This is a genomic window from Desulfoscipio sp. XC116, assembly GCF_039851975.1.
Taxonomy (GTDB): Bacteria; Bacillota; Desulfotomaculia; order Desulfotomaculales; family Desulfallaceae; genus Sporotomaculum.
Genome location: NZ_CP156660.1, coordinates 1,871,123 through 1,883,373 on the forward strand (window position 1 = coordinate 1,871,123; position 12,251 = coordinate 1,883,373).

Genomic DNA, 12,251 nt, shown 5'->3' on the forward strand with positions numbered 1-12,251 from the left:
TTATTTCATTTGCCCCGCAATGGCAACAGCGGACTCTTCATTTAAGTTTGTGCCCGATAGGGTATATATTACGCCGCTTTTCTGCCAGATTAAAAAGCTCATGGCCATAGAATTATCCGCTTGATCACTGCCATCCATAAAAACACCCTGCGTTCCGTTAACGATAACATCCTTTGATGTACCGTCCATATTTGGAATCAATATGGTGTGCTGCCAGTCATCCACCGCCAGCAATTGGCTGCGCAGATTCTCCGGCAGGGCAGGCACATTTAAAAGGGCATCTCTAATGGATAATACATCCACCCCGGCAGGGGCCTTCATTTCAGGGCTTCTAGCCTGGATAACCATTAACTTATCACTGTCCGAGCGGTAATTGGCCACTATGGCGGTGGGCATATGCATGGTAAAGGTTTGCCCGTCCAAGCTTTCCGGCAGTAATTTTGTGCTGCCAAGAGCCTGTAACAGGCTGTTTACATTAGCCACGTCAAGAGTAAGGTTCGCCGTGCTGCCGGTTACCTTTTGCAGATCCGGCCCTTCATAGCCTGCCGGTTGGGGCAGTTTTACGGCAAAGTCCACAGCGTCTGCCGCCTGAGCCAAAGTTACCGGAATTGTTTCTTGTTTGCCGGATACTTCAACCTTACCGAAGTTTTCAATATTAACATTGCCGGCTCCTTCGCTAACAGCTTTTTCTAATTGTCTTATTTCCCCGGGGCTGACATTAATCGTCTGCACCTTTTCCATTCTAAATACAGTTAGAAATTCACCGGCCATACTGCGCACAGCCGGAAAGCTAAAGGCGGTGAACAATATAGCAGCCATTGCCGCAGTGGCCATAGTTTTTTTGTAAAATTTCATGGCATTTAAACTCCTTTCCAATCTCTTTGATATAATATTGCGCAGCCTGGTTGATAAGCGGTCATTGTTTAATCGAACTTTGGCTGCGGTACAGTTATCCGGCATGTCAGCAAGGCATTGTTCCATGCAAAATTCAACAAATAAGTTATTGGATTTTAATTCCTCCAAAACGCTGCGGCATTTTGCACATTGCCCCAGGTGTCGGGTTATCTCGCGTCTCTGTTCGCTGCTTAATTCACAGTCCATATAAGCCTGAAGGATGCCTTCTTCATAACACATTAAGCGTCACATCCTTTCTGTTCCAGGTAAATTTTTTTGAATTTGGCCTGGGCTCGGGCGATAATGGTACCTACCGAAGTTTTTTTTGCATCAATGGCTGCTGCTATTTCATCGTAACTAAAACCGGAGTGCTTCATTAGTAAACATAATTTGTCCCTTTCCGGCAGAGCTTGTAATGTAAAACGTACCAGGCTGGCTTCTTCATTTTGAAGTGCTTTCTCTTCACTGGAAACCACCGTTAATCCGTGGCTTCCGGTCTTTTCCTCTCTGCGCAGGCGGCTTTTTTCGCTGCGCAGGTAATTGTATGCAAGGTTGGTAGCCACCTTGGAAAGCCACCCCCCAATGTTTTGATATTCCCGAGGCGGAGTGCAGTACAGCTTCAGGAAGGTTTCTTGAGTAATCTCCTCCGCCACTGCCCGACTGCCCAGCATATAAGTAAGCTGGCGACATACAGCCGGATAATAGCGGTTATATATTTCTTGATAAGATATATGGGACAATGCACCCTTTTCCATTTGAGACGGGAAAATGGCCGGCCACCCCCCCCGTTTTCCTTTCATTTGTATAACACAGCCGTATTCAGTATAGTGACATTTTAAATATATTTTATAGATTGGCGTACTATAAACATTGCGACTGTTTATATATGTATGATATTAAAATTATTAAAATAAAAATACCGGGATATGTTCCCGGACAAAATGAATTTTACTATTTCACAACATTATTAATAGTCGACCCGCGACTAACAGCTTTTTCAGGTGGAACCGGCGGCGAAAAAAATAACTACCCCGGCAATGCCTATAATCGTGGGGTATGGCCCCTGCAAATTACCCAGCATGGCCATCCCGATCAAGACTATACCTCCCAATCGCAGCAGTATTTTAACCGTTTTTGTCATGTTATGCATCCTTCCCGGCTAATTTTTTAAGGTATGCGGCTTAAATCATTTTTCCACATGATAATGGCGTCTTCCTTGGTGTCCGCATAATAGTTTTTTCTAAATCCATATTCCTCAAAACCCAGACGGCTATATAATACCCGGGCCGGTAAATTGGAAGGGCGTACTTCTAAGGTCATGCGTTGTACGCCAAATGATATGGCTTTTTGTACCAATTGAAGCATTAACGCAGTGCCCAGCCCACGTCCACGGTAATCTCCATGGACTGCAATATTGGTAACATGGGCCTCATCCAGAACTATCCACATGCCTGCATAACCAACCACGGTTTGAATATCCGTCAGAGCGACAATGTAATGAGCAAAATCATTAACGCGCAGCTCATAATCGAAAGCATTCTTAGTCCAGGGTGTGGGAAAAGAAACGTTCTCTATTTGTACTACCTGATTCAGGTGGTTAACGTGCATTTGGCCAAAGGTTATGTTTTCCGAGCCTGCCGCATTTCTACCCATTAGTCCGGCACCTTTCCCGCCATTTAATTTCCGCTTCCGATTCCCGTATATAATGAGGCAGCAATGTCAGCGGGTCGCAAGCCTTACCTGCTTGCAACAGCCGAAGACCTAATTCCGCTACCGCCGCGCCTCTGGGAAAAGATGCACAGATCGGCGCCAGGCAGGCGTTTGAACCCATTTGAGCCTTTAATAAGCCGCCATATTCTGCAACGCCATCCCCTATAAAGGTTACCCGTTCCTTAAATCCCTCCAGTAATTTTAGTAACTCCGGCAGTCCTGTGGCTCTGGCGGGCACCAAACATTCTTGTCCGGTGCTGGTGTTATTGTATAAGGCTGCATAAACTTCGTTCTTCCGTGCATTAAGAATAGGACAAACAAGCCCGGCATGGCCGCTTAGCGGATAGGCTAGCGCATCTAATGTTGGCACGTCGGCTAAAGGAAGACTTAATACCTGGGCCAGCGTGCGGGCTGTGCTCATACCAATACGCAGTCCGGTAAAAGATCCCGGTCCGGAGGAAACGGCTATACCCGACAGCTGCTCCTTGTTTATGGCCGCATCAGACAGTGTGTCCCTTACCATAGGCAGCAAGTTTACCGAGTGGGTACGGCGGTTGTTTACCATTCGTTCAGCTAAAATTTTCCCTTCCGCGACTACCGCCACAGCAGCCACCGGAGTAGCTGCTTCAATTCCCAGCACAAACATGATGTATTAACTCCTTCACCAGTTTATTGTATCGGCTGCCTTGGGGCATTAATTTTAATACTCTGTAGTTATCATCACCAGTTTGCTTTTCAATATAAATATCCAATCGTTCGTCAGGCAAGTACTGCTCAACTTGACGGGCCCACTCGATCACGGTTACACCGGAGCCGTAAAAGTATTCTTCATATCCCAGGTCCTCCAACTCTTCGGGGTTGGCCAGCCGGTAAACATCCAGGTGGTATAACGGCAGATGACCGTCATACTCGTTAATCAGTGTAAATGTGGGACTGGTAACCCGCTCGGTGATGCCCAGTCCCCTGGCCACACCGGCAGCCAAACAAGTTTTACCGGCCCCCAAATCTCCATTCAAGGTAATAACGTCCCCCGCTTGCAGCAGGTTTCCCATTATAATACCAAAACCGCCGGTTTCTTCGGCAGAATGTGTTTCCAGCGCTATCAAAAATATTACCTCCAGAATACCAGATGTCATTCATATTAATTATTATAACCTTTTATAGCCGCACAGTTATTATTATAAATAAAGACTTGCTTAATAAAAAGAGGCAAAAAGAAATGGACTGACCAGTCCACCTCTACTTAAACTATATTAGCCCGGCATGTCTTCCTTACTATTTCTATGCGGGTGAACTCTTCTAAAAATTGCTTTACATTTTCAACATCGAACGGCTTGGCCATGCAGCTGAGTGCACCCAGTTTCTGAGCCTCGAATATGGTATCGTCAGAACCGTATGCGGTCATAATAACCACCTGGGTATCCGGAAACATTTTTTTTATTTTGTTCAGCGCCTCCAAGCCGCCCATCAAAGGCATACGCACATCCATAAAAACAAGATTCGGCCTTAAAGCCCGTACCATTTCCACTGCTTCAAGACCATTTTGAGCGGTATGTACCCGGTGGCCAACCTCCTTAATGACAATATCCAACAGGTAACGAACCCCTGGCTGATCATCAACCACCAGTATATCCATGCAATCTGAGCCCATAACCCTCACACTCTCCTTATTTCCGCGATATATAACATATGTTTGAAATTTAGTATTTATATGTCATTTATTTATATTTTGACAGCGGAGAGGAAAACCCTTCCTTGATCAATAATTTTTTACAATAATTTATTTACATCGATTATATTTCCATTAATATAAACCCTATTTACAACAGTTCCTATATAAAATGGGTGACCGCTTAATACTATTATATCTCCATCTTTTCCGGGCGCAATGCTGCCGATACGGTTTTCCAATCCCAGCACTCTGGCCGCACCGATGGTAATAGCTGCCAGTGCCTGTTCCTCGGTCAGCCCTCCCCGAGTGGTCAGCCCGGCGGAAATAGGCAAGTATTGTATAGGTACCACTGGGTGATCGGTCATAATAGCAAAGCTTACTCCGTGGCTGGCCAATACCGCTGCGGTTTTTAGCGAGCGCCCCATAAGCTCCACCTTGGAACGGTTAATAAGAACCGGGCCAACCACGACCGGCACACCTGCCGCGGCCAGCCTTTCCGCAATGAGATGACCTTCAGTGCAATGCTCAATAACCAGGCGCAGGTTAAACTCATTACCAATGCGTAGTGCGGTCATGATATCGTCCGCTCGGTGGGCATGCACCCGCAAAGGTATTTCCCGACGCAACACCTTCGCTATAGACTCCATCTTCAAGTCCAGGTCCGGAGGATCCGCCTCTCCCCGAAGCATACGGGTCTGTCTTTCGAGATACTGTTGGCCACGTGCCAGCGCATCCCGTAATAACGCGGCTGAAGCCATTCTTGTTATAGGCGTTTTTTTCTTTGGGCCGTATACGCGCTTGGGGTTTTCCCCCAGCGCGGCCTTCAGACCTGCCGGACTGGAAATTATCATATCGTCCACTACCGTACCGCAGGTTTTCATAGCCACCATTTCCCCGCCCAGCACGTTGGCGCTGCCCGGACCGGTAACCACGGTGGTTATGCCGGCCGCCAGTGCGTCTTGAAAACCAATATCCATGGGGTTGATGGCATCTATGGCCCGCAGGTGGGGCGTGACGGGGTCGGTGATCTCATTTAGATCGTCCCCCTCTTCGAATACCTCTTCCAGTATGCCTAAGTGCGTATGTGCATCAATAAAACCGGGCATGACAATCATGCCCGCTGCATCGTATATATCGGAACCGGAAGGAATAGTGATGTTTTTCCCCACGGCGATTATTTTCCCGTTTTTAATAAGGACGGCACCCCGTGACAAGCGTAGACCGTGCATTGTCCAAATTTCACCGTTAATAATAGCCTGCATGCTGTCATCTCCAAATAATTGCTATTAATATATTATTGTTAATTTATAGTGTTTGTTTTTCTACAATAGCTATTTTTTTTCCTTTAAGAATAGGGAGTTTTTGCTCGACAAAAAACGAGTGCATGCTTCAATAAATGCAGTAAATATATTAAAGATGTGCATATTTCTAAAAAACATATTTTCGGGATGAAATTGCACACCTAACGCAAATTTATCTTCTTTCGCGTATTCAATGGCTTCAACCACATTATCCCCGGCCAGCGCAGATATTACTAAATTTTTGCCTAACCCGTCAATCATTTGGTGATGGAAAGAATTAACCCTAACAGCGTCCATTTTTATTATATGATGCAGATACGAACCCTCGACCAGGTTTATGTTGTGGGTGGCATGCCAACGCGGTGCCCGCTGCATGTGCTGCAGGGGACGGTCGATCACCAGGCTGATATCTTGACAGACGCTTCCTCCGGCTGCCACGTTAAGCACTTGCATACCTTTGCAAATGCCTAAAATCGGCACATTCCGCTCCAAAGCCAGCCGGGCCAGCAGTATTTCAAAATTGTCCCGCAATGGGTCTATATAGCCGTTTGACGGTAAAGGCTCCTCCCCATAATAATAAGGGTCAATATCCCCCCCGCCTGCGAGCAGTACGCCGTCGATCCTGCTCAATAAAGCGCCGGTATTTTCATCATCATAGTGGGGTATAAAAAGCGGCATACCTCCGGCTGCCTGGATGGCGCGCTTATAGTCCTTGCTAATGGTAAATTTTTGGGTATCCTCATCATAACTGCATGTGATACCTATTAGCGGGTACATAAATATAACCTCCTCTCCATATAAAAATATATGGCAAGAGGGTCGGCTATTACACATTATGCAAACTATATCTTGGGCAGTAATTCAGCTTTAAACAGCTCTGCCTGATAGAAAGGTTCCTGGAGAAATCTTTCCATCCAGCCTACTACTTTTTTAAATGGTGTCGCTCCCACCGCGGCTTTATTATCATATAGCTTAAGATTCGGACCGGTTTGTTGGGTACGCATATCAGCCGCCTCCGGATGAGCGGCGGCGTAAACCTGAGGCAGTATAATACCGCGCAGCATGGCTTCAGCCTGAAGCAATGAGCTGCGCAATGAATTAAATACTTCACTTTTTGCTATAAAAACATTATTTTCTCCCACATGACCGGTAATATGGCATTTTCTCAGCGCTTCTTCAAGCTTTGGTCTAATGCCGCATAATAACACCTTATGACCCTGTTTATGCACCTTGTTAATAAAGTTTTCAATGACTTCCATGGAAGTAATATCAAGCTGGGTAACACTTTTAAATCTTATAATATATATCCCCGCCTGGCCATAGGCCTGATTAAGTTTTTCTTCCAAGTCTGAAGAATTGCCAAAAAATAAATTGCCTTCCAGCTGGATTATGGAAATAGGAGATTGAATAGCTTGACCGGACAAATTTGACACTTCGGATTCGGCAAACCGGTTGCTATTGCTGTCCAAAACAGAAAACAATCTGACGGTAGCACGGCCGTTTTCTTTAAGGAACAGCAACAAGGAAATTAATATGCCTGTATAAATGGCGTATTCCAATTCCGGGGCCAGTATGGTGGTTAGAAAAGTGACCAGCATTACGGCAGCGTCATTTTTATTGGATTTAAATACCTTTTTGACGGCTTCTTTGTCCACCATTGAATAAGCTACTACCATGATTACACCGGCCAGTGCCGCGTTGGGAATATACCTGGCAAAAGGCGCAAAAAAGATCAGTATCACCATGACTGCGACACCCGCCAGTACACCGGCCAATCTGGTTACGGCACCGTTTTGAAAAGTAATGGCCGAACGTGTAAATGAGCCGGATCCTGCAATACAACTAAAGAAAGCGCCCCCCATGTTGGCAACGCCCTGGCCGATAAATTCCTGGTTGGAATCTAATTTTTGCCCCGACTGAGCGGAAATCGCCTTGGATATGGATACGGCCTCCACCAAGCCAATGATGGCAATGACCAGTGCGCCGTTAAACAAAGCTCCCATAGCCTGCAAATCAAAACTTAACATGCCGAAGGGAGGTATCGCCGAGGGAATATCCCCGGTTAGCTTAATACCCCGGGCCTCTAGACCACAAGTCATAACAATAATGACACATATTACCAGACCCAGCAAGGCGCCCGGCAAGCTTTTATTAATTTTTTTGGATAGCACTGAAACTACAATAGTTAGAAGTCCCAATCCCAGTGCGTAATAGTTAAGCTGATCAATATGGGCAAATGTGGCAGCCACCTTATCAACTGTGGAATGCCCTCCTTTGGCCAAGGATATTCCCAACAGCTGGTTAAACTGCCCCAAAGCAATAATCACCCCGGCTCCGGCGGTAAAACCCACAATAACAGAATGGGAGACATAGTTGACCAGCTTACCCATCTTGAGTACACCCATTAAAAATTGAATAGCCCCGGCCAGAAATGTAAGCATGAGCAGCATTTCATAAAAATTGGGTTTACCCGCGTAAACACTCATATTGCTGGCAATAAGCAGTGATATGGCGTTGGTGGGACCGGTGGCCAAGTGATTGGAATTACCAAACAGCGAACCCAGTATAGATAGTACTATAGCTGAATATAATCCGTAAACCGGATCCACGCCCGCAATAATGGCATAGGCCATAGACTGAGGCAAAGCCACCACGGCTACTGTTAGCGCGGCAATTATATCGAACTTAAAATATGCTTTTTTGTATGTAGTAATCGTTTCAATAAAAGGAAAATACTTTAATACCCCTTGCAAAATAATGCGCCTCCTTGATATTTTGGGCTATTATACAAAATAGAGCCTATAGAATTACTACTAAGTTAGGTTTAAATATCCTCCAACACTTTGAAAACTAATACAAGTTGTTGCCCGGGGCGGAGCAGAGCGGGCCATAAGTAAAGCCGCTACCCATTTAGGCAACGGCTTTATTGAAGTATGTATCTCTTTATTTACCCAAAGCTGAAATATGTATGTATGTATGTATTAGATATCCACAAGCCCCAAGCTTATTTCTACTGCCTGATTTATTTTGGCCATCGTTTCACTTTGCAGTGAAGTTACTTTTTCCAGTAGCCTGCTTTTGTCGATGGTGCGTATCTGTTCCAGCAAAATTACTGAATTCTTGCCCAACCCGTCTTTTTCGGCTGGTAGTTCCACATGAGTAGGCAGTTTAGCCTTGGATATTTGAGAGGTAATAGCGGCAACTATAGTGGTCGGACTGTACTGGTTGCCAATGTCATTTTGCAGTATTAGTACCGGTCGCGTACCTCCCTGTTCCGACCCCACTACCGGGCTGAGATCGGCGTAATAAATTTCACCACGGCGTATTTGCATTATCGCTTGCCTCCCGCCACAGACTCGTCAAATGCCGGCGCCACTTCGGATTCCAGTCTGTACTGTTCAATAGCCAGGGCCAGATTTATAGTGGCCATTTCCACGTAACCTTTTTTCATCTGCTCTCTTAATACACGACGTCTTCGCTCGGCTAGGTAAAGCTTCATGGCCTCCCGGACAAATTCGCTCCGGTTTTGCTTTTCAGCGGCTGCAATGCAATCTATCTCGGAAAGCAAATAATCCGGCAGGCTGATCATGATACGCTTTACTTGTGCCACCTGCAACAACCCCCAGTATACACATTTTATATAAAACAAATATAGATTATTATATACACAGGTAGCCACCTTATGTCAACACAAACCTTATTTTTCATCCTTTGCTGCCTGGGGTTGTCGAGAGAGGGCAATTTTACCGGTACGCACCATTTCAACTATCCCCTGGTGCTCCAGAACATGGGTAAAGGCACTGATTTTCTGTTCATCGCCGATAATCTGAATAACCATCGTTTCTTTGCCCACATCCACAATATTAGCGCGGAATATTTCAACTATATCCACAACATCACGACGTTTTTCAGGATCCGCCTGCACCTTTATCAGGGCCAACTCTCTTTCAATAGCATCGCAGCCCTCCAGTTTAGTAATCTTGATTACGTCTACCAATTTGGAAAGTTGGTGGATAACCTGTTCCAGTTCGCGCTCGTCCCCTTTAACTACAATAGTAATTCTGGTAATATCAGGTTCCTCGGTATAACCGGCGGCAATACTTTCAATATTGAATACTCGCCGGCTTAATAATCCTGCGATTCGGGCCAACACGCCCGGCTTGTTTATAACGAGCACCGCCAGAGTATGTGTCATAAAAAATCCCTCCATAGCATGTTACTCCATTGCTTTATTAACAATATAGATATTTTAACACATGTGGATGGCCCACCCAAATATAATTTGGCCAAAAGACAAAAGATCCACATAACAGGCCGATTTAATCATTAACCTGCTCTGTGAACCTTTAAGCAAATTCCAGGACTCTTACTAACTCTCAATAATATAAATTCTCACTTATGCTCTGATGTTATTTTAAAACTTGGTTAAGTAATGTTCCAGCTCCCATGGATATACCTGAAGGCGATAGCTATCCCATTCAATGCGTTTGGCTTCCAGGAAACGCTGCAGCACATGTGTTCCAAGGGCATCCATAAGCACTTTGTCGGCGGATAGCCGGCGCAGGGATTCTTGCAGGCTCTCGGGCAGTATGGATATACCCAGTTCATCACGTTCCTGTGGGGTCAGTTCATATATATTGCGGTCGCAGGGTGTGGGTGGTGCAATCTTATTTTTTATGCCGTCCAGTCCGGCCTTAAGGCATACTGCCAGTGCCAGATAGGGGTTGCAGGAAGGATCCGGACTGCGCAGCTCAATGCGAGTGGACTGGTCCCGCTTGGCGGGTACCCTGATCAGCGGGCTGCGGTTACGATAGGACCAGGCCACATATACCGGCGCCTCGTAACCCGAAACCAATCTTTTGTAAGAGTTTACAGTGGGATTGGTAATAGCGGTAATGGCAGGAATATGCCGCATCAGTCCCCCGATATAGTAAATACAATCCTGGCTGAGCTGGTTTGCCGTGTCGGGATCGTAAAAGGCATTAACACCATTTTTCATTAAAGACTGGTTTAAGTGCATGCCCGAACCGGCAATACCAAAAACCGGTTTGGGCATAAAGGTAGCATGCAGCCCATGCCGCTGGGCAATTGTGCGCACTACAAATTTAAAGGTTACCACTTTATCGGCGATATCCAGTGCATCCGAATATTTGAAATCTATTTCATGTTGGCCCGGTGCCACCTCATGGTGGGAAGCTTCAATCTCAAAACCCATTTGCTGTAAAGTAAGCACCATATCACGGCGAGCGTTTTCGCCCAAATCAACAGGAGTCATATCAAAATAACCCGCCCGGTCATGAGTGATCGTGGTGGGATTGCCTTCCTGATCCACGTGGAAAAGGAAAAATTCAGCCTCTGGCCCCACATTCATGGAGTAGCCCAATTCCTCCGCTTCTGCGATAGCCCGGCGTAAAACAAACCGTGGGTCACCAATGAAAGGAGTGCCGTCGGAATTATAGATATCACATATCAGCCTGGCCACCGCTCCGTCACGGGGTTTCCAGGGGAATACCACGAATGTTGAAGGGTCGGGATGCAAGTACATATCGGATTCCTCAATACGCACAAAACCTTCTATAGATGAACCGTCAAACATAAGTTCATTGTTTAAGGCCTTATCTAATTGTTCTACAGTGATGGATACGTTTTTTAACACACCGAAAATATCGGTAAACTGCAGACGTACAAATTTAACTCCGTATTCTTTGGCCATAGTACGCACATCATCACTGGTAAGTACAGGCATTATTATTCACACCTCTCCTTATTAGCTAAGAAGCACAATGAGTATTTAAACAAAATATCACGTAAAAAGCCCACACTGACAGAATTTATATATTAAACTGCCAGGCAGGCTTCATTGCCTCTTATTTAAGATACACCATTGTACCTTTAAATATTTGATTTTTTCTTACTCACACTAACCAACATTATAAGTATAGCACAAGTTCGCTAAAATGAAAGTTTTTTTTACTATTTATTTAATGTATGGGCCATAATTACCGCTTCAGCCACCAGCCGTATGCTTACCCGCTTATTCATACTCTGACGCTGCATGCGCTTGAAAGCCTCGGCTTCAGTTAGACCCTGCGTTTCCATTAAAATACCCTTGGCCCGTTCCACTGCTTTTCTGGTCTCCAACGTTTCCTGCAATTCTTTAATTTTCTTTTCCAGGGCGGTTATCTCCTGGTAATTAGCCATGGCTAACTCTACCGCCGGCAATAATATTGTTTCCTCCACAGGCTTAATAAACAGCGCGGACACCCTGGCTTCTTTAGCCCTTTCCAGTATCCCGTGCCGGCCGGTTGCACTGGTGGCGATTACCGGAGCCAGTTTATCTTCATGCATAATTTTAGCTACCTGCAGCCCGTCCATACCGCCTGGCAAAGAGGTATCAATAATCAACAAATCCGGCTGCCTGCCGCGCACCAGTTTTATCGCGCTCAGACCATCGCCGGCCTCTCCTACAACCCAGTGGCCGGACTTGGTAAGCATTGCTTTTACGTTTTTGCGCCAAACGCTATCGGCATCGATCAATATAACTCTGAATTCGCCCATTGGAGGCCGCCCCCTGTATGCAAAAATAAAAATGCCCGTGCAGATATTATTATATCCTGCACAGGGCAATCATTGCCAGTAATAGACACATCGTTGTATCCTTATTATTTAAAACA

General features: G+C 45.6%; 15 protein-coding genes. All 15 read right to left on the bottom strand.

What is annotated here, in order from left to right:
- Positions 1 to 1,134 (bottom strand): zf-HC2 domain-containing protein, encoded by a 1,134-nt coding sequence (locus tag ABDB91_RS08945; RefSeq protein ID WP_347491245.1) that lies wholly within the window; start codon positions 1,132 to 1,134, stop codon positions 1 to 3.
- Positions 1,134 to 1,694, bottom strand: coding sequence for an RNA polymerase sigma factor SigX (locus ABDB91_RS08950; protein ID WP_347491246.1), 561 nt, complete (start codon positions 1,692 to 1,694; stop codon positions 1,134 to 1,136). Before ABDB91_RS08950 ends, ABDB91_RS08945 begins: the two co-directional genes overlap by 1 nt.
- A gap of 197 nt (positions 1,695 to 1,891) precedes the next feature.
- On the bottom strand, positions 1,892 to 2,035 hold the full coding sequence (locus ABDB91_RS08955) for a hypothetical protein (protein WP_347491247.1): 144 nt from the start codon (positions 2,033 to 2,035) through the stop codon (positions 1,892 to 1,894).
- 26 nt (positions 2,036 to 2,061) lie between these two features.
- Positions 2,062 to 2,547 carry a ribosomal protein S18-alanine N-acetyltransferase gene (gene rimI, locus ABDB91_RS08960; RefSeq protein ID WP_347491248.1) on the bottom strand — a complete coding sequence of 162 codons (486 nt, stop codon included), beginning with the start codon at positions 2,545 to 2,547 and terminating at the stop codon, positions 2,062 to 2,064.
- On the bottom strand, positions 2,540 to 3,250 hold the full coding sequence (gene tsaB, locus ABDB91_RS08965) for a tRNA (adenosine(37)-N6)-threonylcarbamoyltransferase complex dimerization subunit type 1 TsaB (RefSeq protein WP_347491249.1): 711 nt from the start codon (positions 3,248 to 3,250) through the stop codon (positions 2,540 to 2,542). Before tsaB ends, rimI begins: the two co-directional genes overlap by 8 nt.
- Positions 3,231 to 3,710 (bottom strand): tRNA (adenosine(37)-N6)-threonylcarbamoyltransferase complex ATPase subunit type 1 TsaE, encoded by a 480-nt coding sequence (tsaE, locus tag ABDB91_RS08970; RefSeq protein ID WP_347491250.1) that lies wholly within the window; start codon positions 3,708 to 3,710, stop codon positions 3,231 to 3,233. Before tsaE ends, tsaB begins: the two co-directional genes overlap by 20 nt.
- Positions 3,711 to 3,847: 137 nt before the next feature.
- Positions 3,848 to 4,255, bottom strand: coding sequence for a response regulator (locus ABDB91_RS08975; protein ID WP_347491251.1), 408 nt, complete (start codon positions 4,253 to 4,255; stop codon positions 3,848 to 3,850).
- Between the two features lie 119 nt (positions 4,256 to 4,374).
- Positions 4,375 to 5,538: an amidohydrolase gene (locus ABDB91_RS08980; protein WP_347491252.1), complete on the bottom strand. Its 1,164-nt coding sequence runs from the start codon at positions 5,536 to 5,538 to the stop codon at positions 4,375 to 4,377.
- Positions 5,539 to 5,607: 69 nt separating this feature from the next.
- On the bottom strand, positions 5,608 to 6,354 hold the full coding sequence (locus ABDB91_RS08985) for a gamma-glutamyl-gamma-aminobutyrate hydrolase family protein (RefSeq protein WP_347491253.1): 747 nt from the start codon (positions 6,352 to 6,354) through the stop codon (positions 5,608 to 5,610).
- Positions 6,355 to 6,419: 65 nt separating this feature from the next.
- On the bottom strand, positions 6,420 to 8,330 hold the full coding sequence (locus ABDB91_RS08990) for a SulP family inorganic anion transporter (RefSeq protein ID WP_347491254.1): 1,911 nt from the start codon (positions 8,328 to 8,330) through the stop codon (positions 6,420 to 6,422).
- Positions 8,331 to 8,558: 228 nt separating this feature from the next.
- A complete protein-coding gene (locus ABDB91_RS08995) occupies positions 8,559 to 8,909 on the bottom strand; it encodes a type II toxin-antitoxin system PemK/MazF family toxin (protein WP_347491255.1) in 351 nt (116 codons plus the stop codon).
- Positions 8,909 to 9,187: a ribbon-helix-helix protein, CopG family gene (locus tag ABDB91_RS09000; RefSeq protein ID WP_347491256.1), complete on the bottom strand. Its 279-nt coding sequence runs from the start codon at positions 9,185 to 9,187 to the stop codon at positions 8,909 to 8,911. The genes ABDB91_RS08995 and ABDB91_RS09000 overlap by 1 nt, the downstream gene beginning before the upstream one ends.
- A gap of 87 nt (positions 9,188 to 9,274) precedes the next feature.
- Complete coding sequence (gene ilvN, locus ABDB91_RS09005) at positions 9,275 to 9,772, bottom strand: acetolactate synthase small subunit (RefSeq protein WP_347491257.1); 498 nt, start codon at positions 9,770 to 9,772, stop codon at positions 9,275 to 9,277.
- Between the two features lie 219 nt (positions 9,773 to 9,991).
- Positions 9,992 to 11,323, bottom strand: a complete 1,332-nt coding sequence (gene glnA / locus ABDB91_RS09010; RefSeq protein ID WP_347491258.1) for a type I glutamate--ammonia ligase — start codon at positions 11,321 to 11,323, stop codon at positions 9,992 to 9,994.
- 227 nt (positions 11,324 to 11,550) lie between these two features.
- On the bottom strand, positions 11,551 to 12,135 hold the full coding sequence (locus ABDB91_RS09015; RefSeq protein ID WP_347491259.1) for an ANTAR domain-containing protein: 585 nt from the start codon (positions 12,133 to 12,135) through the stop codon (positions 11,551 to 11,553).
- Positions 12,136 to 12,251 lie beyond the last annotated feature (116 nt).